The 24,849-nt window shown below is 38.7% G+C and carries 23 protein-coding genes, 1 tRNA gene and 1 pseudogene; 1 reads left to right on the top strand and 24 read right to left on the bottom strand.

From position 1 onward, the window contains the following. Nucleotides 1–131: 131 nt before the first annotated feature. The 22 genes and pseudogenes from BMG01_RS00910 to BMG01_RS01015 all read right to left on the bottom strand — a co-directional run bounded on the left by BMG01_RS00910 (nucleotide 132) and on the right by BMG01_RS01015 (nucleotide 20,340). A complete protein-coding gene (locus BMG01_RS00910) occupies nucleotides 132–1,514 on the bottom strand; it encodes an amino acid permease (RefSeq protein ID WP_004915477.1) in 1,383 nt (460 codons plus the stop codon). 381 nt (nucleotides 1,515–1,895) lie between these two features. Further along, a tRNA-Lys gene (locus BMG01_RS00915) sits at nucleotides 1,896–1,969 on the bottom strand. A gap of 188 nt (nucleotides 1,970–2,157) precedes the next feature. Beyond that, nucleotides 2,158–3,192, bottom strand: coding sequence for a HoxN/HupN/NixA family nickel/cobalt transporter (locus tag BMG01_RS00920; RefSeq protein ID WP_004915479.1), 1,035 nt, complete (start codon nucleotides 3,190–3,192; stop codon nucleotides 2,158–2,160). Nucleotides 3,193–3,627: 435 nt separating this feature from the next. Then, entirely contained in the window at nucleotides 3,628–4,617 is a 990-nt protein-coding gene (locus tag BMG01_RS00925) for a DUF4097 family beta strand repeat-containing protein (protein WP_004915482.1), read from the bottom strand. A 1-nt stretch (nucleotide 4,618) separates the two neighbouring features. Then, entirely contained in the window at nucleotides 4,619–5,224 is a 606-nt protein-coding gene (locus tag BMG01_RS00930; protein WP_004915485.1) for a DUF1700 domain-containing protein, read from the bottom strand. A 4-nt stretch (nucleotides 5,225–5,228) separates the two neighbouring features. Further along, nucleotides 5,229–5,537 carry a PadR family transcriptional regulator gene (locus BMG01_RS00935; RefSeq protein WP_004915488.1) on the bottom strand — a complete coding sequence of 103 codons (309 nt, stop codon included), beginning with the start codon at nucleotides 5,535–5,537 and terminating at the stop codon, nucleotides 5,229–5,231. Between the two features lie 204 nt (nucleotides 5,538–5,741). After that, nucleotides 5,742–6,530 carry an L-threonylcarbamoyladenylate synthase gene (locus tag BMG01_RS00940; RefSeq protein ID WP_004915491.1) on the bottom strand — a complete coding sequence of 263 codons (789 nt, stop codon included), beginning with the start codon at nucleotides 6,528–6,530 and terminating at the stop codon, nucleotides 5,742–5,744. A 61-nt stretch (nucleotides 6,531–6,591) separates the two neighbouring features. Next, nucleotides 6,592–7,176 carry a 3-isopropylmalate dehydratase small subunit gene (gene leuD / locus BMG01_RS00945; protein WP_004915493.1) on the bottom strand — a complete coding sequence of 195 codons (585 nt, stop codon included), beginning with the start codon at nucleotides 7,174–7,176 and terminating at the stop codon, nucleotides 6,592–6,594. Between the two features lie 9 nt (nucleotides 7,177–7,185). Next, entirely contained in the window at nucleotides 7,186–8,562 is a 1,377-nt protein-coding gene (gene leuC, locus BMG01_RS00950) for a 3-isopropylmalate dehydratase large subunit (protein ID WP_004915496.1), read from the bottom strand. Next, nucleotides 8,559–9,632, bottom strand: coding sequence for a 3-isopropylmalate dehydrogenase (leuB, locus tag BMG01_RS00955; RefSeq protein WP_004915499.1), 1,074 nt, complete (start codon nucleotides 9,630–9,632; stop codon nucleotides 8,559–8,561). The genes leuC and leuB overlap by 4 nt, the downstream gene beginning before the upstream one ends. 1 nt (nucleotide 9,633) lies before the next feature. Then, nucleotides 9,634–10,806 carry a 2-isopropylmalate synthase gene (locus tag BMG01_RS00960; protein WP_004915502.1) on the bottom strand — a complete coding sequence of 391 codons (1,173 nt, stop codon included), beginning with the start codon at nucleotides 10,804–10,806 and terminating at the stop codon, nucleotides 9,634–9,636. Nucleotides 10,807–11,108: 302 nt separating this feature from the next. After that, nucleotides 11,109–11,414: a metal-sulfur cluster assembly factor gene (locus BMG01_RS00965; protein ID WP_004915505.1), complete on the bottom strand. Its 306-nt coding sequence runs from the start codon at nucleotides 11,412–11,414 to the stop codon at nucleotides 11,109–11,111. Nucleotides 11,415–11,417: 3 nt separating this feature from the next. Beyond that, complete coding sequence (gene sufB / locus BMG01_RS00970; RefSeq protein WP_004915507.1) at nucleotides 11,418–12,848, bottom strand: Fe-S cluster assembly protein SufB; 1,431 nt, start codon at nucleotides 12,846–12,848, stop codon at nucleotides 11,418–11,420. Between the two features lie 13 nt (nucleotides 12,849–12,861). Beyond that, nucleotides 12,862–13,296 carry a Fe-S cluster assembly sulfur transfer protein SufU gene (sufU, locus tag BMG01_RS00975; RefSeq protein ID WP_004915510.1) on the bottom strand — a complete coding sequence of 145 codons (435 nt, stop codon included), beginning with the start codon at nucleotides 13,294–13,296 and terminating at the stop codon, nucleotides 12,862–12,864. Further along, nucleotides 13,283–14,509: an aminotransferase class V-fold PLP-dependent enzyme gene (locus BMG01_RS00980; protein WP_036067211.1), complete on the bottom strand. Its 1,227-nt coding sequence runs from the start codon at nucleotides 14,507–14,509 to the stop codon at nucleotides 13,283–13,285. Before BMG01_RS00980 ends, sufU begins: the two co-directional genes overlap by 14 nt. Further along, nucleotides 14,490–15,680 carry a Fe-S cluster assembly protein SufD gene (gene sufD, locus BMG01_RS00985; RefSeq protein ID WP_004915514.1) on the bottom strand — a complete coding sequence of 397 codons (1,191 nt, stop codon included), beginning with the start codon at nucleotides 15,678–15,680 and terminating at the stop codon, nucleotides 14,490–14,492. Before sufD ends, BMG01_RS00980 begins: the two co-directional genes overlap by 20 nt. A gap of 1 nt (nucleotide 15,681) precedes the next feature. Further along, nucleotides 15,682–16,482, bottom strand: coding sequence for a Fe-S cluster assembly ATPase SufC (sufC, locus tag BMG01_RS00990; protein ID WP_004915517.1), 801 nt, complete (start codon nucleotides 16,480–16,482; stop codon nucleotides 15,682–15,684). Continuing rightward, nucleotides 16,463–17,326 (bottom strand): helix-turn-helix transcriptional regulator, encoded by an 864-nt coding sequence (locus tag BMG01_RS00995; protein ID WP_004915518.1) that lies wholly within the window; start codon nucleotides 17,324–17,326, stop codon nucleotides 16,463–16,465. The genes sufC and BMG01_RS00995 overlap by 20 nt, the downstream gene beginning before the upstream one ends. A 323-nt stretch (nucleotides 17,327–17,649) precedes the next feature. Next, nucleotides 17,650–18,216, bottom strand: a pseudogene (locus BMG01_RS01000) (ECF transporter S component). Beyond that, a complete protein-coding gene (locus BMG01_RS01005; protein WP_004915528.1) occupies nucleotides 18,203–19,003 on the bottom strand; it encodes a hydroxymethylpyrimidine/phosphomethylpyrimidine kinase in 801 nt (266 codons plus the stop codon). The pseudogene BMG01_RS01000 and the gene BMG01_RS01005 overlap by 14 nt, the downstream one beginning before the upstream one ends. Nucleotides 19,004–19,276: 273 nt before the next feature. Then, entirely contained in the window at nucleotides 19,277–19,867 is a 591-nt protein-coding gene (rpoE, locus tag BMG01_RS01010; protein WP_004915531.1) for a DNA-directed RNA polymerase subunit delta, read from the bottom strand. A 26-nt stretch (nucleotides 19,868–19,893) separates the two neighbouring features. Continuing rightward, nucleotides 19,894–20,340, bottom strand: coding sequence for a DUF1934 domain-containing protein (locus BMG01_RS01015; protein ID WP_004915534.1), 447 nt, complete (start codon nucleotides 20,338–20,340; stop codon nucleotides 19,894–19,896). 66 nt (nucleotides 20,341–20,406) lie between these two features. Here BMG01_RS01015 and BMG01_RS01020 point away from each other — a divergent pair, with 66 nt between their 5' ends. Beyond that, entirely contained in the window at nucleotides 20,407–21,753 is a 1,347-nt protein-coding gene (locus tag BMG01_RS01020; RefSeq protein WP_036067221.1) for an HD domain-containing protein, read from the top strand. A gap of 40 nt (nucleotides 21,754–21,793) precedes the next feature. Here the strand turns inward: BMG01_RS01020 and pgmB are convergent, their stop codons facing one another. After that, nucleotides 21,794–22,468, bottom strand: coding sequence for a beta-phosphoglucomutase (pgmB, locus tag BMG01_RS01025; protein ID WP_004915538.1), 675 nt, complete (start codon nucleotides 22,466–22,468; stop codon nucleotides 21,794–21,796). Continuing rightward, on the bottom strand, nucleotides 22,461–24,827 hold the full coding sequence (locus tag BMG01_RS01030; RefSeq protein ID WP_084013407.1) for a glycosyl hydrolase family 65 protein: 2,367 nt from the start codon (nucleotides 24,825–24,827) through the stop codon (nucleotides 22,461–22,463). The genes pgmB and BMG01_RS01030 overlap by 8 nt, the downstream gene beginning before the upstream one ends. Between the last annotated feature and the right edge of the window lie 22 nt (nucleotides 24,828–24,849).

Raw genomic sequence — 24,849 nt, forward strand, 5'->3', positions numbered from 1 at the left:
ATGACGTAACAATTAGGGGTAAAATAAAATAGAAAAGCTCCCAAGAAAGTCTTGAGAGCTTTTAACGTTTGTCCCAACAAATGGGAGCCCTAATTTATAATACAGAGTTAGTCCTCATTTGTCAAATTGAATTACTCATTAATTTTCTTAGCGTGCCAAGCACGTGTTGCAAAGAAAACAATTGTCATGATGATTAGAAAAGCCAACCCAACAAGCAATGGTGCTCGTGTGTCGGGGTTAATCATCATAAATACCAACGTTACCAATAACATCAAAATCGCAAAATAGTTGGTGTATGGCGCAAAAGGCATTTTAAAGGGATGATCTGCCATTAATGACGCATGAGCTTTGCGGAATTTGATTTGGCTAACCAAAATGACAAACCAAGGCACCATACCGGGCAACGTACTAGCTGAATAAACCAATACGAAAATGCTAGAACTACCATGCCAAAACATTGGCAAAACTGCATTTAAAATGATGCCTAACAAAATACCACCAGAAATTGCTAACACAGGCAGCGTTGGCACACGATGCTTAGATAATTTCAAAAACTTAGGTGACAATTCTTTTCCCAAAGCCAATGTGTACAGCATACGACTTGATGAAAAAATACCCGAATTCAAAGCCGACATTGCAGCGGTCATCATGACAAAATTAATGATCCCCGCAGCAGCTGTAATACCTACTCGTGAGAAAGTCTCCACAAATGGCGATCCCACTTGATCTAATTTATCCCAAGGATAGATAGTAATGATAACAAAAATAGCACCAATATAAAATATTAAAATACGCGCAACAATTGATTTGATAGACTTAACAATGGCAACCTGAGGATTGGCAGCTTCACCTGCTGTAATACCAATAATCTCAATTGCTTGATATGACGTAATGACAATTGATAACGCAAAGAAAAATCCTTTTATCCCACCAGCAAAAAATGGTCCGTGTGCCCACAAATTTGAAAAGCCTAACGGTTGCCAATGATTACCAAATCCTAGTAAAATCACGAGCAATCCTAGAATAATCATGAAGATGATAGTGACAACCTTGATTAACGAAAACCACGTTTCCATTTCACCATAGGCTTTCACTGTCACTAAGTTAGCTGCCGTCAACATCGCTAATACGACAACACCCGTCACCCAATCGGGAATGTGCGGGAACCAAAAGTCTAAGTAAATTCCCACGGCAATGGTTTCACTAACACCAACTGTCAGCCATTGAAATACATTTGCCCATACCGTGAGATATCCAGCTACGGGATGAATATATTTTGTAGCGTAATTCGCAAAAGATCCAACAGATGGATCAACATATAACATTTCTCCCAAAGCACGCATCACCAAATACAGCACTAAACCAGCCAATGCGTATGCTAACAGTACAGAGACACCGGTCCATTTAATAGTTGCTGAAGATCCCATGAAAAGGCCAACACCAATTGTGCCGCCTAATGCAATCATCTGCATTTGACGTGATGATAAATCTCGATTCAATTCTTTTCCTGCCATAACTCGTCCATCCTCTTTTTTAAACAAATAAAAGCGCCCTTAAATAAAAATTCAAGGGCGCTTTCCGCGCGGTACCACCTTAGTCATATCAGCCGTTATTACAACCAGCCAATTCATTTCACTCTCATTGGAATAACGACCAATGACACCGGTCATACTTTCACGTGCGCTACTCGTATGTCACTTCGGAGGTAGTTATTCACCATCATTGCTTTGCCACTCTCACCAAGTATGGCATCTCTTCAACAACAACAATAGTTACTTGTCCTCTTCAACGTTTTCATCAATAATACACTAATTTACTATTTTAAGCAAATAAAAAACAGAATTCCTAAGAATTCTGTTTTTTATGGATCACCCAAGGTCGCCTGATTAACTCAGTGCTCCCGCTCGGATTCGAACCGAGGACCTTGGGATTAAAAATCCCCTACTCTAACCAACTGAGTTACAGGAGCATTTCTTATGCCTTAGCACATTTATATATATTACAGACTTTTCTAAAAAAAAGCAACCCCTTTTTTCAACTAAGTTTTATTACTTTTACAAAGCTGACACAAGTGGCTTAGACCGGCAAATTTCAGTAGCTGTAAATGGCATAATGTCACTCATTTTCAAAGCTTAATGAACATGTCAGATAAAAAAACTATATGACTTGCTCCTCATCCCTTTCAGCTAAATGAAACACATGCCAGATAGTAATGGCAACAATCCAAGCCACAACAAACAAGCAAACCAAAATAATACCCATTTGGTTAAAATCTAACCCATTTGCCCATTTCGTTAAACCATTTTGCCAGCCAAACATGACGGCAAATGACTGAATAAAGTCCACAAACCCAATGAATCCTGCAGCTAAAATAGAAATGCCTGTAATCGTCAAATTATAATAGACTTTTCGATATGGTGACGAAAATACCCAATGATAAGTTGTACTCATAAAGAAACCGTCAACTGTATCCATCAAACACATTCCCGCTGTAAACAGCAACGGAAAAGCCATTGTTGAATACCATGGTATACCCTCATTAGCAGCGGTAGCAGACGTTGCTAAAACCGCAATTTGCGTCGCAGTGTCAAATCCTAAACCAAACAAAAAACCAACGATTGCAACTTGCCAATTATGTTTTATCATGCCCAATAATTTCAAAAATAAACGATATATTTTGGAGGTATTAACTTGCTCATCATCCTTATCCTCTTTACCATTGTGATTGCGCATTGACGCGAATTTCACCCAAATATCATGCAAAATGAAACTATTGACAATAGCTAACATCATCAACATAGCAGCTGCAATTGAAGTCCCTAAGGCACCACCAATATGTTCAAAAACCGGCATGGCATGTTTTGCCCACTCGACAAATAGAACTGTTGCCAATGCCATCAATACCACGACCATTGAATGACCAAATGAAAAACTGAAACCGACACCGCGTGTATTTTTGCCATCATTTAGCATTTTACGTGTCATGTTATCAATGGCAGCAATGTGATCGACATCAAATGCATGCCTTAGTCCCATGGTAAATGATAAATAAGCCATTGCTATCATTTCAGGATATTGCGACGCACTGGTCATTAATAACATTATTCCTGCAATTAAAAAAAGGACAATTATTGCGCCATAGCGCATTGCATCTGTCTGTAACGTTGTTTGTTTTTGTGTGCGTAACATCATATTTTTTCTTCTCCTTGCACTGTAAAAATAAGATTATCATAGGGTATATCTCTGGTAAACATAGCGAACAAATGGTGTCCTTAGTAGACAAAATATGTCCTTTTAACATGTTACTTTGACGAGAATATGATCGATAATCGCTGACTACATTTGTTGCTTTGAGTGCATCAACACAAAAACACCCCAACTATATTAAAGTTGGGGTGTTTTTAATGTTGTCCCAACTATCTACCAAACGATTTTTGTTTAGTAGATAGTCACTCAAAGAACCTACTAAACCTCAATTGAGAAGTAGGTAGAGGAGAGAATGATTGACTTGCTTCATTGTTTTATGCATAATTTTACCTCTTTTTTTGTTATTTATTTAACAATATAATTAAAAGTATATTATTAAAATTTCATTTTGTCAAACGTTTAATAAATCAATATTGTTTATCATTGCTTGATTCTTATATCCCCATCATCTGTTGATATGATATATTTGCCAGTTGTCCCTTTATAAGCATAAGTTGACTGATCATCCTCATGCTGATTAAAAGCCGAGATGTCGCCATCCTGCGTTTTAGCAACCACACTACTTCTACCAATAGCGATTGCAACATCACCATCTTGTGCAGTGATGTTTAGTTCACCTGAAAGCTCATTACTTAACAAATTAATATCACCATCTGACACATTTATTTCACCAACATTCATGTGGTTTTGATGCATGTTTAGATCACTATCTTGAAGTTGAATCGTCGTTCTATCGCTAATGTGCGTATTTTTTATAGTTACATCCCCATCATTACTTTTAATCGTAGCTGTGGACGCAGCGATGTTGTTTAAATCAGTGTCCTCAGTATCATCGAGTTTTAAGTCATGATTGACTGTCATGTCTTTTAACTTTGTATCTGCAACATGTTGTAACGTTATTTTATCTGCTTGAATACCTGACAGACTAACATCGCTGCTATTCTGACCATTAATTTGAAGATTAGACAAATTTTGTGATTGCGGTACTGTAATCACAATTTCTTCTTGGTATCTCTGGCTATGGCGCTGCCAAGTGAATCCAGTAATATTAAATTCAATATTAACCTCGCCTCGAGATACACTGCTAGTCTGTTTATCAGTAATTGTTAAATGACTTTGTTGATAGTTCATTTCAGGTAACTTGTGATAAGTGAATACCTTAACAGTGGCTTGCTTAACATCACCCGTGACAACGCGTACGGGTAAAGCTGTTGAAATATTAATGCTTTTTACATTGTCAAAAGTATATGATTTTTGCGATATTTTGCTTTTCTTTGTTTTTTGATCAATAACTTTGAAACCATTATCCCAAGTAATAGCACTAGAAGCCCCACCAAAGCAAATGCCAATTAGTGCCATTACAACACCAATAACAACCAAAGTTAATCCAATCTTAACGCCTCGTTTCATGTTACCTATCCTCCTGATGTACGTGATTTTTATCAATGAAACGACGATAAATTAACTTGCTAAACTTCGCCGTTTTATTAATTAGCCACCTCAAAAGAGCAACACCAGCTGGTATGCCAGCCACCATAATTCCTAATATCGTCAACCCACAGCCAATATAATAAAGGCCCGTCCAAGTTGACTGCAGCAATACACCAACGCCACTAATAGCTGCCAACATACCTGTCAAACCAAGCGCAATTATAATCGCAATCAAAGCCGCGACAAGGGCAAAACAAACCGCAACTAGCGTAACCAAAATAATAAACACAGGTAACGCTAACGGTGACGCCAACAGTGCCAAGGCAATCCACCAAATTAGTTTAATATTTGACCGTGAATTTTTATTATTTGTATCATCTGCTGATTTTTCATCAGCCTTAATTGAATAATCAGCTAAAATTTTTCGTGAGAGTTGTTTTGGTGTACCTAATTCACCTACACATGCTTCATATGTGATTAAATCTGCATCCATCAAATACTCACGATAGAAATTCAACGCTTCCTCTTTATCTGAATGGTGCAACTGGTTTAGTAATTGGTCTAATTCAGTCAAATAATTCTCCATCTGCTTATTTCTCCTTCAATAATGTGTTGACATTGGCTTGAAATATTAACCAATCTTGTCGAATACTAACCAGTTTGTCACGACCCTGCGCTGTAATTTGGTAGTAACGTCGATTTCTACCTTGATAAGGTTGATCATAAGTAGTCACGTATTGATTATTTTTTAATCGTCGTAACACCGGATATAGCGTTGATTCTGAAACGGAAATGGTGCCTTGTACTCTCTGTGTTAACGCATAACCGTAATAATCTTCTTTATCTAATATTGCTAACACGCAACCATCTAATAATTCTGAACTCATTTGAATTGCCATACTTATTTTCTCCAATACTATACGACATATAATATATGTTCAAAAATATTATATGTATTTTTAATTGTTCTGTCAACAAAAAAATATCTCAACAAATGTCGTCATTGAGATATTTTTTGTTGCCTAATTATCTTTTAATAACCTGCTATCAATGAGAAAGAAATCATAGTGGTAATTTGGCTTTTAACTGTTTTATGCAATTTTTTAATAATAAAATCCGTGACGATAATCCCATGACGAGAAAATATCACTCATAATTTTCATAATTTTATCGACATCTAGTCCTTTACGAATAACGATTGGTGCTGGTTGAACACCAACAGCGCCATTTTGTTCTGGGATAAGCTTACCTGCTTCGTCAACCATTGATACCATCACACCTTGTTCGTAACGTGTGTCCAGCGTCTTATCAGGTTGAATTGATGCCACATAATCATCGGCCTCAATAATTAGGTCAGCAGCATTTTCAATTTGATCACCAATACCAGCTACTAATCCTCGGTTCCCCTTACCAGAAGGATTAGCTGAACTTGCAAATGAGAACTTGCCATACTTTTCCCACATTTCTTTGGCAATATTTTCACTTGGTGTGCCAAACTTGATAACAAAACAACTCGTTTCACGTTGATCCATCATCAAATCTTTTGTACCGTCATTTGGTATCTTGCTCTTAGCTTCTTCTTGCCATGGTAAGATGCACCCCAACAAAATGTCCTCATCCCAATGTTGTTGATACATTTGTTCGATTTCAGGTGTCATCTGCGCTAATTCTTTAACTTGTTCTACTGAACCACATAATACGACACCTGGCTTGTTACGCTTACGATTTTTAGCAGCAAACTTTCTTTCTAATCCTTTATCGTCTGAAGTCATGATAATATAACCCACCTTTGTTGGGCTAACAATCATTCCGCCATCTTCTTTCAAGATATTAATGGCTTCAGCTTGAACGCCACCATTCCAATGAATCTTTGCTGTTGTTGCTTCTGTCATGATAAAATACCATCCTTTTAATATATTGCTTTTTGTTTTTGATTATAAATGCTTTACGCATTTATCCGAAATTTGGTCGCTGCTTTTCGAATTCAGCGATCAATTTTTCATATTTCATCGTGTTATCAATATCGTCTTCACCATTGATAAACTTTTCTTTCCATTGTGAGTTGATGTCAAAGTGGAAAATATTATTTTTATAAGTCACAGTTTGTTCGGGTAAATCAATTTGAATAGTTTCATCTGCTTGAATGCCTCGCAATATTTTCCGATTTTCTTCAGGCAGCACAATTGGTAGCAAGCCATTCTTGGTTGAATTCATGTAAAAAATGTCTGAAAATCCGCCGCCAATTACTGCTCTAAATCCATAATCCGTTAGCGCCCATACCGCATGTTCTCGTGATGATCCTGATCCAAAATCATTGCCTGTAATTAAAATTGAAGCATCCTTATGTTCTGGTTTGTTTAGCTCAAACGCCTCATTTAACGAGCCGTCGGTATTGTAACGCCAGTCATAAAATAAATCTTTCCCAAACCCGGTTTTTAAAATATTTTTCAAAAATTGTTTAGGCAAGATAATATCAGTATTAATGTTGTCATTTGGAATTACAACTGCTCTGCCTGTCTCGCTTACAAAAGCTTCCATGTTATCCCCCTATACAAATTCATCTGTCGTAATATCAACAAAGTGACCAGCGATTCCTGCCGCAGCAACCATAGCTGGAGAAGCCAAATGCGTTCTTGATCCTGCACCTTGGCGTCCAATAAAGTTTCTATTTGATGTTGACGCAACATGCTTGCCTGCTGGAATTTTGTCAGGATTCATTGCCAAACATGCTGAACATCCTGGCTCACGCCATTCACAACCAGCATCTTCAAAAATTTGAGCAATTCCCGATTTGATTGCACAATTTCGAATGACCCGACTACCTGGCACGATCCACGCAGTGACGTTGGGCGCTAAATGATGACCTTTCATCATATTTGCAGCAATTTCAAGATCTTCGTAACGGCTGTTCGTGCATGAACCAATGAAAATGTAATCCAAATTAATATCAACTGGCTTCATATTGGGGTGTAAACCAATATATTCATAGGCATTAGCATCATTTTCATCTTTAATTTCTGGCAAATACTGATCAACAGGTGTTGCCATTCCTGGATTTGTTCCCCATGTCACCATCGGTTTCAAATTTGATACATCAAAGGTCAGTATCTTATCAAAATCACTTTCATCATCTGTATAGAATTGTGACCAATAGTTTTTAGCAGATTCAAAATCTTTTGGTGCTTGTTCACGGCCTTCAATATAGTCAAACGTCGTTTGATCTGGTTGTACCATACCAGTTCTTGAACCAGCTTCAATTGACATATTACACATCGTCATACGTGCTTCCATTGAAAGATTTTGAACAGTTTCTCCATAAAATTCAATCGCATAGCCGACACCAAATGACACCCCATATTTAGCAATGATGCCCATGATAATATCTTTGGCATACGTATTTTTAGGCAGCTTCCCAGTAACCTTAATCCCCATGGTTTTTGGTTTCACCTGCCAAATTGTTTGGGTCGCTAGCACGTGCTCAACTTCGGAAGTACCAATTCCAAAGGCAATTGCGCCAAATGCACCATGAGTTGCTGTATGAGAATCACCACATACGATTACTTTTGCAGGCTGTGTTAGACCGCGTTCGGGTCCCACAACATGCACAATGCCTTGTTTGTCATCACCAATCGATGCTAATGGTATGTTAAATTCCTTTGTGTTTTTGACCAATGTATCCATCTGTAATCGGGACATTTGATCTTGCACATTAAATATATCTTTCGTTGGTACGTTATGATCCATTGTTGCAAAAGTTAAATCTGGTCGTCTAACACGGCGGTTCGTGCTTCTCAACCCATCAAAAGGTTGAGGCGAGGTCACCTCATGTACCAAATGCAAATCCACATAAATCAGTTGAGCCTCACCAACTTCTCCAGCAATGACGTGTTTTTCCCAAATTTTGTCAAATAGTGTTTTGCTCATTTTATATCCGCCGATTCATAATTTTTTATGTAATCAACCATTTTTTGTGTGACTTCATCGGTCGTCATCGTGCCACCCATATCTGGTGTCACATAGTGGTTTTCAATAATGTAGTCTACTGCTGCAGTAATTTTATTGGCAATCTTTTTTTCATCAAAGCTTTCTGATAACATCATCGCTACCGTATTCACCATAGAAATGGGATTAGCTATACCTTGACCAGCAATATCAGGTGCTGAACCGTGAATTGGTTCATACAAATTAGGACCACTTTCACCAACTGACATAGAAGGTATTTGTCCAATTGAGCCTGTAATTTGTGCTGCTTCATCACTTAAAATGTCCCCAAACAAATTAGGTATAATCACAACATCAAATATTGTTGGTTTTGACATAATAGCCATTGTCATCGCGTCAACATAGTAATAGTCGATTGTCACATCCGGATAACTTTTGCCAACTTCATTCGCAATTTTTCGCCAAAACTTTGATGTAGCCAATACATTTGACTTATCAACAATCGTGATATGCTTGTTTCGCTTTTGAGCCATTTTAAAACCTTGATGCATAATGCGAGTGACTTCTGCTTCGCTGTAATACATCGTATCAATGGCTTGATGCGCTTCCAGCTTGCGTGGCTTTCCAAAGTAAGCACCAGAGGTCAGTTCACGAACGATAACAAAGTCCGTATTTTCAACATACTCTGGCTTCAATGGTGAGCGGTCAATTTGCGCTTGAGTCACTTTTGTTGGCCGTATATTAGCAAATAAATTAAGTTTTGATCTAATTTCTAATAGTCCTTGTTCTGGACGTCGTGGCGCATTATCCCATTTCGGTCCACCAATTGCACTAAGTAGCACCGCATCAGCTTGTTTTGAAACATCAATCGTTGCCTGTGGTAAAGGGTCACCAGCTCGATCAATACCATCACCACCAAAAGGTGCATCTATCAATTCATAAGCAAATGTTGTATCTTTTGTCGCAGCATCTAATACTGCCAACCCTGCTGTCATAATTTCTGGACCAATATAATCGCCTTTTAAAACTACTATTTTTTTAATGGATGTCATATTATTGATAACTCACCATTTCTTTTTCTTCAACGACTTGCATAATAACCTTTAATTGCTCGTCTGTAATCAAGTCAGACTCTTCAGCAACTGATTTAAAAATAGGGAAAATTACTTTCATATCATCACGCGTCACATCATAACCTAAACTATTTAGTTTTGACATTACCGCATGCGACCCCGACAATTTACCCAGAGGTAAGGATGCCGTAGCACCAACCATTTCTGGCTTCAAAATTTCATACGTTTCTGGATTTTTTAAGTACCCATCTTGATGAATACCTGACTCATGGGCAAAGGCATTGCGTCCCATAATTGGTTTATTACCCGCAACTGGCATGCAGGTTGCGCGTGCGACAACGTCAGAAATGACTTTGGACTGAGCTAAGACAATATCTGTTTCAACATTGAACTTTTCATGACGCACTTGAATCGCTGCGGCGGCTTCAATCATGTCAACATTTCCAGCGCGTTCACCAATACCATTAATTGTGCCCTGAATTTCCGTCGCCCCATGCGCAATGCCTGCCAAAGCATTAGCTGTTGCCATTCCCAAATCATTATGCGTATGAGTTGACCAACCAACTGTGTCAAAACCAATAATATTTTGACGCAAGTTTTCAAAAACTTCACCGTATTCTTCTGGCGTATCATAACCAACTGTGTCTGGTATGTTAATCATTGTTGCTCCGGCGTCAATGGCTGTTTGCACGCTGGCTACCAAAAAATCAGGTTCAGTTCTCGTCGCGTCTTCAGGTGAAAACACAATATCTTGCATATATTGCTTAGTAAAAGTAACGTCTGCTTTGATTTTGTCCAATATTTCTTCTTTAGTCATGTGCAATTTGAACTCACGATGAATGGGTGAAGTGGCAATGAACGCGTGAATCATTGGATGTTTTGCATTCTTAGTTGCCTCAATAACGGCATTAATGTCATTTCTGACCATTCGTGCCAAACCGACAACTTTTGCGTTAGTCACAACTTCTGCAATTCTTTTCACTTCCTCAAAGTCTTTCTGAGAAGCCGCAGGAAATCCTGCTTCAATGGCCGCAACGCCATAATTATCCAGTTCTTTTGCTATTTCAATCTTTTCGTCAATTGAAAAGTTAACCCCAATTGTTTGTTCACCATCACGCATTGTTGTGTCATAAAAAGTTACTTTGCTTACCATAATTTTCTCCTTAAATTAAAATCCCGGATTAGTCAATATGACTAGTCCGGGATTATGCACTCACATCCTTTTATTCACTAGCCATTAGATAAATAACTAACAACTAGCTCAAAAGCTCAACTTGTTAGGGTAGTCTAAGCAAGTTGAGGAGAAGGGCTGCGTTTGTTTTGTTAATTTGTACTGTGGCCTGATTTCTCATGTGAAACACTTCCTTTTAATTTAATAATACAATCATAACGAGTATGTCATTTGTCGTCAATTTTCAGGTGTGTTTTATTCCAAATTTATATAATTTTGCCACACTATAATCCTAACGCCATTTTAGCGTATCGTGACATTCTATTGATTTCCCAAGCTGGTTGCCAAGTGAGTTCAACTTTGGTGGTCTTAACTTCAGGTAAAATTTTTAATGCGTCATCAATCATTTCTTCCAATACACCAATCAGCGGGCACCCCATTGTTGTCAACGTCATATTAACAGTGACGTCACCGCTAGCGCTGATAGCAACACCGTTAATTAGTCCCAAATTAACGATATCAACTCGTAGTTCTGGGTCAATGACTGTTGTCAAAGCATCCATAATACTTGCCTCAATTTTTTGATTCATACCTTATCCTACCGATCCAACCATTTCAAATTTCATTAATCGATTTAACTCAACAGCATATTCCATTGGCAGCTCTTTTGTGAATGGCTCAATAAAGCCCATAATAATCATCTCTGTGGCTTTTTCAGCAGAAATACCACGTGTCATCAGATAATACAATTGCTCTTCGGAAACACGTGAAACTTTTGCCTCATGTTCCATCGACACATTGCCATTCAAAATTGTGTTGTATGGAATCGTATCGGCTGAAGATTTATCATCAAATAAAATTGTGTCACACTCGACGTGAGCAAATGACCCATCAGACTCGCGACCAAATTTCACTGTACCGCGATAATCTGTGGCACCACCATCATGTGCAATTGACTTTGAAATGATAGACGACGAGGTATTTTTGGCATTATGAATCATTTGCGCGCCAGAATCTAAATTTACGCCCTCACCAGCAACGGCAATTGATAACATGGTACCTTTTGCACCCTCGCCCTCCAAATACACTGATGGATATTTCATCGTCGTTTTTGAACCAAAATTACCATCAACCCATTCCATCGTTGCGTTTTCATGCGCTGCTGCACGTTTTGTTTCCAATGAATACACATTATTTGACCAGTTTTGAATCGTCGTGTAGCGGCAATAGCCGTCTTTTTTAACAATCACTTCTACCACAGCAGCATGCAACGCATCCCCTGAATACATTGGCGCTGAACACCCTTCAACATAATCAACATGTGCCCCTTCGTCAACAATAATCAATGTCCGTTCAAACTGACCCTCATTTTCAGTATTAATTCGGAAATAAGACTGAATCGGTGTCGTCACGTGGACACCTTTCGGTACATAAATGAATGTACCACCAGACCAAACTGCTGAATTTAAGGCCGCTAATTTATTGTTGGTTGGTTTAACAAGTGACCCAAAGTATTCTTGAATAAGCTCGGGATATTCTTGGACCGCAGTATCTGTGTCGGTAAAAACAATCCCTGTCTTAGCAAATTCTTCTTTCATGCGATGGTAAACAACTTCGGACTCATATTGTGCAGAAGAGCCGGCTAGCCACTTCCGTTCAGCTTCTGGAACACCCAAGCGTTCAAAGGTGGCTTTCAATTCCGCTGGCACGTCATCCCAGTCACGATATTTGTCATTGGTTGGCTTGTTATAGTAATAAATATCATCAAAATTGATTTCGCTTAGGTCCGGTCCCCATTGCTGCATTGGCATTTTGAGATATGTTTGATATGCCTGCAATCGGTAATCCAGCATCCACTCCGGTTCATTTTTTTTAGCTGAAATTTGACGGATAATGTTTTCATTTAGTTCTTTACCCGTCGAAAAAACTGCTTGATAATCGTCTTGAAAGCCTAATTCAGTCACCTTATCATTTGAAATAGCTGCCTTTGTTTGATCAATAGCTGCTTGTCTGTCTATTTCCATGCTTGCACCCCTCTTATTTTTCTATTGCTAATAATTCTGCCAAAGCATGCCATGCTAAAGTTGCACACTTGATTCGCGTTGGAAATTTAGTCACACCTAAAAGAATTTGCGCTTCCCCAAGAGCGTTATAATTTCCCGCTTCGCCACGAACCATTTCTGAAAATTGATCTACTAGCTGAGCAATCTGGCTGGTATTTTTCCCGATAACTAAATCCGTCATCATCGAAGCAGAAGACTTTGATATGGCACAACCATCTCCATAAAAATGAATATCAGTCACAATATCATGATCTATATTAAAAGCCAAATCAATGACATCACCACAGGTGGGATTATACTTTCGAATATGATAATTTTCGGTTCCCAACATAGGCTGATAATGATGCGGATGTTGCGCGTACGCCATAATCGTTTGACGGTACAAATAATCTAAATTATGCAAACTCACGGTTAAAGTACTCCTTAATTTTTTCTAAGGTGGCAACAAAGCGATCAATTTCTTGACGTGTATTATAGATGTAAAAGCTAACACGAACGGTCGCAGCAACATCTAAATAATGCATCAGTGGCTGTGCACAATGGTGTCCTGCTCGTACCGCAATACCTTCTTGATCCAAGGCAGTCGCTAAATCATGCGCATGAATACCCGCTATATTAAATGCGATTACACCAGTGTGCTGTTCACTCTCTTGCGGACCATAGACAGTCAGACCATCAATACTTTTAAACTTTGGCAAAGCATAATCAACCAATGATTGTTCGTATTTTGCTACCTCAATCATCCCGATATTTGTTAGATAATACACAGCAGCTCCCAGACCAATAGCACCAGCAATATTTGGTGTTCCCGCTTCAAAACGCCAAGGCAATGGTTGAAACGTTGCTTCATGTAAATCGACAAATTCAATCATTTCGCCACCAAATTGTGCTGGTCGCATTTGATTTAACACATCATACCTGCCGTATAGCACACCAATACCGGTTGGTCCCAGCATTTTATGACCTGAAAAAGCAAAAAAATCAACACCCATTTCTTGCACGTCTATTGCCATGTGAGGCACTGACTGTGCCCCATCAGCAATCATAATGGCCCCGTGTTCATGTGCCATCTGAGCTAATTTTTTAATTGGATTGACCACGCCCAACACGTTCGAAGCATGAGTAACTGATACGATTTTGGTTTTATCAGACAGTTTTGCTTCGGCATCCGCCAAGTCTAAAGTACCGTCTTCTTTAAGATCAATATATTTCAAGCTAGCACCAACCCGCTTGGCCAACTGTTGCCACGGGACAATATTAGAATGATGTTCCATGTACGATAAGAGAATTTCATCTCCTTGTTTAACATTTTCTACACCATAAGTACTTGCCAACCAATTCAACGATTCAGTTGTGCCACGTGTGAACAACACTTCTTCTCGCCTTTTGGCATGTATCAATTTTTGGAGTTTATCCCGTGCTTGCTCATATAAATTGGTAGCACGTTGTGATAATTCATAAATACCGCGATGCACATTTGCATTGTCGTTTTGATAGTAACTAGTGATGGCATCGATGACAAATTGAGGTTTCTGCGAAGTTGCAGCGCTGTCGAAATATATCAGAGGTTCGCCATTAATTTTTTGGTTAAGTATTGGAAAATCAGTTTGATTCATCTTCATGTTTTAACTTTCTGTCAATTTCCGTCACTACCTGCTGTTGCGCTTCCTTTGTTGGCATTTTTGCTAATACTTCACCCATAAATCCGCGAATAACCAGTTTTCGAGCAACTTGTTCACTAATGCCTCGACTCATTAAATAATACATTTGATCCTCATCAACACGACCAACGGAAGCGGCGTGGCCAGCAGTCACATCATTTTCATCAATTAATAATAGCGGATTAGCATCACCGCGTGCTCGACGTGATAACATCAAAACACGTGACTCTTGTTGTGCATCTGAGCCTTGTGCACCTTTAATAATTTTGCCAATACCATTAAATACTAGAGTTGAGCGGTTTAAAATGACACCTCGCTGGAAAATATGCCCTAATGTATGACGCCCTCGATTCAAGATAGTGGTCACAAATCCTTGTGTTTGCTTTTTTGTTGTCAGCCCAATAACATTGGCATGTGAGGTAGCCCCTTCACCGTTCAATTGACTAGCTAAGCGGATTATCGCATTGCCATCATTAAATTCAGCATTTTGCCAATCAAGTGTGGCATGGTCTCTCACTTCAGCCTCACGATTAATATAAGCTGTTGTTTGCTCGTTAAAGGCGTCAATATTAGCATAAGTTACTTGGGCACCAACATCAGCGATGACCTCAACAACAACTGAAGCTTTGGATTTTTGATCGCCTATCGTGTGTATTTCTTGCAAAATATCCGCCTTAGCATTTGCACCAATATAAACAAAAATACGCGCAACCAAATCTTTGCCAGAAGCAGCCAAATGATTTAGTGTTAAATGCAAAACGTCATCAAATTGGACATTTTCTGGGATATATACAAAAATTCCTGTATTAAATTGCGCAAAATTTTGTGCAGATAAACGATCAGTTGTCTTAGTAATGACGGTGCCAATCATTTTTTCTAGCAGTGCCGGGTAATCGATTTTTGCTTGCACCATACTCATCAAAATCACACCTTGAGCAGTCATTGCCTCGGTCAAATGTTGGTAAGTTGTCGATAATCCACTCACTTCGATACCATTGCCCTTATTTTTCATAAAAAATGGTGTCGTGGCTGTTTCAGTCGCTGGTATCATATCATCTAGTTGCCACGCGTTATACCGTACTTTGGCAAATGTAGGCAATGGTAAAGATTGTATTGAATGATTATCAGCCATATTAATCCTCCACAAAATATGAGTTCACATCTTCGTCAGTTAACTGAACACTCAAACCCAATTCATCTCGAAGGCCAGCATAGCCTTCAGTTTCCAGCTTTTTGGCCAATTCGGCGCCACCTGTTTTGACAATTTTTCCGCCCATCATCACATGAACAAAGTCTGGCACAATATAATCCAAAAGTCGCTGATAGTGGGTAATCATTAACGCGCCAAAATCACTAGATCGCATGTCATTGACGCCTCGGGAAACAACTTTCAAAGCATCAATATCTAATCCTGAGTCAATTTCATCCAAAATCGCAATTTTTGGTTCAATCATCATCATTTGCAAAATTTCATTGCGCTTTTTCTCCCCGCCTGAGAAGCCTTCATTGAGATAACGTTCCGCCATTTCTTCAGACATAGATAAAAATTCACGTTTTTCATCCAGTTTTTCAATGAATGACATAACACCCATTTGATCATCTTCTGGACGGCGTGCGTTAATGGCAGCCCGCATGAACTCAGCGTTGGTCACACCTTGAATTTCTGATGGATATTGCATTGCCAAAAATAAACCAGCGCGTGCGCGTTGATCCACTGACATGTCAGCTAAATCTTGATCATCAATGGTAACATGGCCTTGAGTCACCTCATAAGCTGGGTGCCCCATAATGGTTTGCGATAGTGTCGATTTACCAGTACCGTTTGGTCCCATAATGGCATGAATTTCACCAGTATTAACGACCAAATTAACCCCTTTCAAAATTTCTTTTCCTGCCACTGAGACATGTAAGTTTTCAACCTTGAGTGTTGTCATTTTTATTTCCCCCTTTTCGTTGACTGAGCTTTTTTAGGATATCTTCGTTATTATGTATTTTAGCAATTACCCGCGCATTTTCAATCATTTCATTGACAATAAAATCTTGACTGTGCCACATGTCGCTTGCTTGCACCAATTGCCAGAAAAAGTTTTCCAAAAAATAAGTGCTATCATCTGCATGTGCTAAGTCAATCCCATAAGTGGCCAACATCATTGCCAGTTGATAGTTTTTCATCAACATCTGATATTCTGCTAGTAAATAGACAATTGCTTCTTGACAACCAGTGTGATCATTGACAGCATTTGATTTTTGATGACGCCAGACGTCTTCAAACGCTTGTTGCGCCTTGGTAAATTGACCACAATGATAATAATAATGACTGGTTATCGCATAAAACAATAATTTGTATTGTTGATTGAAACACGCAATATCAATGTGCGATACCAATTTTTTCGCTTTATTATCATCTTTCACCAAAATTACCATGTAAAAATATTTGGCAATTTGATAAGTTGACAACTCTTTGTCCAGTATTTTGTCCAGCGCTACTTGTTCTATATTCTTTTTAAATTGATTAACATTTTGGTAAAATAATGCTTTTAAAGCCTGTGCTAGTAACTTTTCATTGCGTGTTTGATGTGAAGAAACTGCTATTGGAAACACATCATTCAATGTCAATCCTATTCGTTCACACAGCGCAATCATAATATCAAATGATGGAATCTGTTGATGTTTTTCAAATTTTGAAAGCGTGGCTTGCGTACAAATACCTGCACAAAGTGTAACCTGCGATATCCTGAGACGTTTTCTCGTCTTAATAAATTTTTCTATGTTGATCATATTTCTCCAAAATCCTACAAAAAAGCACCTAACTGTCAAAACAGTTAGGTGCTTAATCCGATATCCCAACCGTCTACTCTATTTCTGAAAGAAAATAGTAGACGATTAACACAAAATAGCCTACTAGTCACATGAGGACAAGGAGTGCAAAAAATGTGTTGTTCAATTGTGTTGTTATCTTATTCATAATATTGGTACTAATTGTATGCTCATTATTTACCAATGTCAAATCAAAAAATTATTTATATCAAATTTTTTTGTCATGAAACTGTTTATGCCGCTGTTCAAAATTTTTAATAAAGCAATGTAGCACAATAATCAATTTATATGAAATTATTTTTGACAAATAGCTGTTCAAATCGTTCTGCTAGCCAGCGATAGACAACAAAAACAACTATCATTGTCATCACACAGTTAATCACTGTTGGAAATAAGGACGATACTGTTGCTACTATCGCAGGTTGTATGGTCATGCCCTTGAACAAACTCATCACAAAATTATGCCCTGTTGTCATGACTAACTTGGTAACGACAGCCGCCAAAATAACCACAATTAATTTAACGCTCGTACCATGTTTTTTATAGTGAACCAGTGAAAATACATAGGTAGCAATACCACCAACGACGAAACATTCAAAAAAGTAATATGGGGCTTCCATCACATAGCCATGAAATAGATCAAACAATGCTAGCCCAAAACCGCCAGCAAGCGCACCACGTTTAAACCCTAAAAGTAGTACTGACAATAGCACTGCTGAATTTCACAAATGCACAAAAGGTTTTCCAATTAATGCCGGCATTGGCACCTGTATACTGGTTGCAACAAAGGTAATACTAGTGAACAATGCCACCAGTACAATGTTAATAACGGCGTTATTATGTTGTTTCATAATGATTATCTCCCTGCCAAACATGGCCCACAAATTGGTTTAATTGAATTGCATTAGCAACTGCTTGAAATGTAAATTCTTTGGCCTCTTTAACTGAAGCACTGATTGAATTATTTTTAACCATATTAGCAAGAATTGCTGCCGAAAATGTACATCCTGCCCCATGATTATAATCTGTTTTTATGATTTCATTCTGGAATACTTCAAAATTTGTCCCATCATACAATAAATCCGTCGCTAAACCGTCAGCAAATCGGTTTCCCGATTTAATCACGACATTTTTGACGCCGTAATCATAGATTTTCTTTGCTGCTTCTTTCATTTCAGAGACATTATTGATTGATTGGACATCCGTCAACAATGCTGCTTCCAAAACATTAGGCGTCACAATGTCAGCCTTCGATAATAATTTCTTTTTATAAGTTGTCAAATCAATCGTTTTGTCATGAGCAATTGTCAACTTTGTAGCCATCACTGGATCCACCAGCAACATACCAAATTTAGCCGTTTCGAGATAATCAATTAAAATATTAAAATTATTGATATCCGAAATCATACCAACCTTAATCCCCGCTAGCGTAATAGATAATGTCGTTTGCAGTTGAGCTGAAACAGTTTCAGTTGGCATTGGATATTGCGCCACTTGCCAGTTGTTTGGATTCATAGTGACAATATTTTCTATCGCCACTACGTTAAATCCATCATATCTTTCAAACGTTTTAATGTCTGCCTCAATGCCCCCACCGCCACTCGTATCTGAACCACCAATAGATAATATTTTTTTCATAATTACCTCGTTTTCAATTAGCTATATTGTTATTTAAAAAATGTTAATTTAGTGTTATCTCATTTAATATACACTACTTCAAAAAATATTCAACATTCACTAGTTCACCTTTTTTTAACGAACATTCTACTTTGTCAGAAAGTTGATGTTCTCATGATAGCAAAATAAGCAGTTAGTCATCGCGCGTGCTCCGATAACTAACTGCTTATTGTAGATACTTTTTAAATGATACTCACCCAACTTAGTGTTGCCAGTTGAGCCAACTATCTCAAATTACTTTTCTTGATCACCATCACCAAGATCGTCAAGATCATTACCACCAGTTAATTCCGTCATGTTGGCATCAATTGATTCATCTTCACTCAAATCAATTTCGTTGGCATCGTCATCATCGTCGTCAACAGCCACATCATCGTCTTCAGAATCATCTTCGGCGTCATCATCTTCAACTGTTGTGAAATCTTCATCTTCGGGATCATCATCGTTATAATCGATAACATCATCATCAGATGCATTATCAGCAAATACGTTGACTTTCTTTTTAGCTGACTTTTTACGCTTCGGTGCATCTTCTTCATCATCAAGTTCATGAATTGATTCATCAATGGCATCAACTGGATACCAAGCACGTAATGCCCATTCATTATTACCAAGTGAAATGAATGAACCATCTGTATTCAAGTCAGTGTAGAATTGTGATAAACGTGGCTTAAAAGTTTCTGAATCAATTTCCAAAAAGTCTTGAATCTCTTGAACGAGTGAGCTGAAAGGCATTGCTACTTTATGTTCAGTCAAAACAGCAGTTGCTATTTCGACAAGTGCTAATTCTTCTTTAGGGTGATTGCCTAATGTTGTAAGTGACATATTGCACGTCCTTTCGGGGTTTCTAACTAGTCTAGCATACTAGATTTGGCGCTAAATTGCAACCGAATTTCGTATTGTCCAACAATTTGTTGATTAGCATATAAAACATAATCCACGTCAACTTCACCTCGCCAGTTTGCCAAATCAAAGTGGGTCACCAATAAGGTTGTTAGCGTTTCAATTTGCATTTGTCCGGCTGGTGTTTGATACAAAGCTGGAACACGTTGTGATTTCACAAATGCTAATTTGGTTATTGTCTCACCAGAGCGATTTAAGCGCACGCGTTCATCATCAATTTTGAACATAACTTGTGTTGTCTGATCGTCAATAATCTCTGTATAACGCAAATAAAGTGCGCCATTTTTTAACAATAACTGACCATCTGTATCAAATTGAAAGTCTTCGATATCATTTCCCTGACGAATTTTCGTTTTTAGGTGAACTTTTACGTCCGATTGCCCGTTAATTATCATATTCTGCCCCTATCTCAATCTAAAATCTATTATAATATAAGAAAGCACAAAAGGGCATACTATATGATGTTAGATAAAAAAATTACTAATGAAAAAGTTCTACGCGATCCTATTCATAATTTTATTCATATTCAAGATCAAGTTATTTTGGATTTGATTAACACCCCTGAATTTCAGCGGTTGCGTCGCGTTAAGCAACTTGGCATTACCAGTTCAGTGTTTCACGGAGCGGAACATTCACGTTTTGGGCACTCTGTGGGTGCCTATGAGATTGCTCGACAGATTACCGAACACTTCGATCAATATTATGGCGATGTGTGGGATTCAAGTGAGCGCTTAGTCACGCTTGTCGCTGCCTTGCTTCACGATGTTGGACACGGTGCATTTTCTCATACATTTGAACACCTATTTGGCACAGATCATGAAGCAATTACACGGGAAATTATCATGGGTGATACGGCCGTACACACGATTTTGGCACAAGTATCAACAGATTTTCCCAATAAAGTGGCTAGTGTTATTGCTAAAACTTATGAAAATCCACAAGTCGTGCAATTAATTTCTAGTCAAGTTGACGTTGATCGCATGGATTATTTATTACGTGACGCTTATTTTACTGGTACTAAATATGGTGAATTTGATATTGATCGTATTTTGCGTACCATGCGCCCAACCCCAACCGGCATTGCCTTTGATATCGCCGGTATGCATGCCGTTGAAGACTATGTTGTGTCACGTTATCAGATGTATTTACAAGTCTATTTTCACTCTGTCTCACGTGGTATGGAAGTGCTGTTAGAACATATTTTGACGCGTGTTCGCGAGCTTTATCAAGCCAGCCATCACAACCCTGTACCTGAAAAGGACTTCGTTGGCCCACTTTTGGCGCCATTATTTGATGAAAAGCCATTGGGATTAGACGATTATCTCAAGCTCGACGATAATGTGTTTATGACTTATATCAATATCTGGCAATCCCACCCCGATCCGATTTTATCGGACTTATCACAGCGTTTTCTTGGACGTCGCCCGCTCAAGTCAATTGCTATCACCAATGAGACGGCACCTTTATTGGGCGAGTTAGAACAGCTTGTGGATAACGCGGGCTTTAACCCTGATTACTACACAGCACGTAACGATGCTTATGACTTACCATACGACGATTACAAACCCAACGTGGCCAAGCCAAGAACGCAAATTGACTTTTTGTTAGCTGATGGGACACACCGCGAACTCTCTGATTTATCAACACTCGTCGCTGCGATTAAAGGCAAAGCGTCACTTGATCAGCGATTCTTTTTCCCGAAAGAAATGTTAAATATTGAGCCAGACGAATTATTTGCTGATACTTTCAAGACCTTTCGCAGTTTCATTAGAAATAATGCGTTGACAACACCTAATCCTGAAACTTAAAATAAATCACCGTAAATCAAATTACGGTGATTTTATTTTGTTATGCATTCATTTGTTTTGCGATATTAGCCAAGGAAATTTCATTAGTTTCAGCAAACCAAATGTCTGGTTGAGCATCTTTAGCTGCTTTACCAATGCCCAGTGCCGTTTGCCCTGCACCTTTGATCGCTTGCACGCCAGCACTGGCATCTTCTAACCCAATGATTTGTGTTGGTTGTAGCTTCAATATCTCCCCTGCTTTGGTAAATATTTCAGGATCTGGTTTGCCATGTGATAACGTGGCTGGATCCACAATGCCGACAAAATCAGCCATGATGCCTAATTTTTTGAGTATCGTTGGTGCGTTTTTTGAAGCACTGGCAACACTCGCGACGTAACCTTCACGTTTTATTTCGGCTAGAAATTCAGTCATTCCGGGCAAAATATCTGCCGGTGTCAACGCTTGAATTAATGCAACATAATGTTGATTTTTTTGTGCCGCAAATGCTGCTTTTTCATCATCCGTGTAGTCATTTTCATGACCACCTTCAGCTAAAATCATATTTAGCGAATCCATACGACTAATACCTTTAAGTTGACGCCCTAATTCAGCCGACCAAGACACATTCAAGGACGTAGCCAAATCATGCCAAGCTTGCTCGTGAAACTTAGCGGTATCCGTGATGACACCATCTAAATCGAATGTAAAGCCTTTTATTTCTGAAAAATTAACCATGATAAGACACCTCTTTTGCCTCCCCAGCTACCAAATCAATCGCTTTGTCATAAACGTGAACGGTTATGGCTTGATCGCTCATCAATACCATGACAGTTGGCTTGATATCAATATCAATTAAGACACCTCGATATTGCTGTGTAAAGTGTAATTCAGACCACTGTTTTGGTAATCGTGGATTGATGCTGAACTGACCGTGCAATAAATCAACTCCAGCATAATCATTTTGAATGACTGATAATGTTTCGCCCATGACACCCATGTGAACACCCTCTGCGGTTGTACCACCTTGAATATCATAATAATCAGAACCAATTGCGTCTGTCAAAAAATCATACGCTTGTGTTTCAAATTTTGTATCACCTTGTCGCGCCAACTCGACATAGATACCAGCAAATACTGGGCGAGAAGTCGTTGAACCATGTGTTGTGCGGTCTAAGTAATAGGCTGTATTCTTTGCCAACCAATCATCGGGTAATTGATACCCAAGTTGATGAATCAGTGACTCTGTCTGTTGCGCACCTAGGTTATACAATAGCATTAGAAAGTCAGCCTGTTTAATGACCTGATAATCATCAGGGGACTTGCCTTCTGACTTGAGTATCCTATCAATTCGGTGAATATCACCATACTTAGCTTGATATGCTGAAAAATCGAGATGCTTAAGTTTGAAGAAACCTTCATATTGTTCGACAATGCCACGATTATCAATGGATAACTTCAAATGATGACGAATGTCTTCTGCTTTTTCCGCTTCATTTTGAGTATACCCAACTGCTCGTGCTGCCGCGTCAAAATCAATATTGACGTTCTGCGATAAATCATGCAGATAGTTCAACAACCAAACCACCATAACGTTTGTATAAGCGTTATTGAGCAATCCACCAGCATGAGCACCGGGAATTTCTTCATGGAATTCGTTAGGTCCCATAACGCCTTTAATTTGGTAACGGTCACCGATTTTCTCTGCTTTGTTAATCCAAAAACGACCAACTTGGATTAACATGTTTAAACCGCCTTTATCAAGATGGTCATAGCGTCCTGTCACCTGTTGGTAAACCCACATATTATAGGCAATTGCTAATGAAATGTGGCGTTGTAATCGAGAATTATCTGGAATCCAAGTGTTATCAACTGTGTTCAAATGAATCAGTTGACTTTGCTCGTCACCATACATTCCTGATTGCCAAGGATACATCGCACCTGATTCGTTCTCTGATATAGCATTTTTTTCAGCCGCTGATAACCGCTTCGTGCGATAATTCAAAACAGCACTAGCCGATTTGGGTTCGTTGACTGAGTAATATGGTAGTGCAAATAATTCATCCCAGAAAATATGACCACGATACCCCTCACCAGTCAAACCACGAGAGCCAACCGAAGCATCCAAATATGGATTTGCGTTTGGATTAGCCATCTGATTAAGGTGAAAAATATTCATACGCGTCAACTTTTGCATGGCATCGTCGCCACTAATTTGAATATCTTTGGTTTGCCATAATGATTGCCAATAATCATGACTCTCGCGTTGAATTTCGTCAAAAGTCGTGTTGGCTATTTCATTTTGAACAAATTCAGCAAGATCGCCGTCCGTCTCTAAATCACTTGCAACTGCCATCACCCGTTCAATTGAAAATGGTTGTCCGGCCTGACAATCATTTTCGATGTGTGTTGCCACCTGATTTTCAGTTTTTGTCGTTTTTTCAACACTTTCACCTATTGTTTTTGCTGCTAAAGCAACAGTAACATCAGTTGTTCGTGTTTTGATGATCATCAGATCATCCTGAACTGACTGGACATCAAATTCTTGCGAGTCAAAATCACGATAGCGTGCCACATTTTTGTTTTCGACGCTGCCATCAATAATCGCATCAATCGCAATGTGTGCGTCATAATTTGAGGTGATTTGAAAACGTAAACCTAACTGATGCCAGTGAACTGGATTAATCACCTTAACAGTTTTAATGGTGACAAAATGTTGTGAGTCTCCCGACACCTGCACTTGATAATCATCTGTCAATTCACCCGTTTTAAAATTAAGGCTGCGTTTTAGTGATTTGATAGTTGAGTTGTTGATTAACAGAGATTTACCATCAATTTGCACCTTGATTAAAGCTACACTGGGCAAATTCACAAGGTCTTCATTAATGACATCGCGCCCTGCAACGGGCGTTGATGTTTGGTTAAAAATACCAGCCCCGTACAACCCGGGATAAAAATCATCATCATAAGCGTTTGTCACAAGTGCGCCACGCCAGCCCAGAAAGCCATTTCCTAAAGTTAGCAAGCTCTCGCGACCGTAATTTTTAACACCACCAACAATGTCGTTGTAAGTTAATAACCAATTTTCATTTGTCATGTTCACTCCTTAAACAATTCTC

The organism is Leuconostoc sp. BM2 (genome assembly GCF_002095565.1).
Classification (GTDB): domain Bacteria; phylum Bacillota; class Bacilli; order Lactobacillales; family Lactobacillaceae; genus Leuconostoc; species Leuconostoc falkenbergense.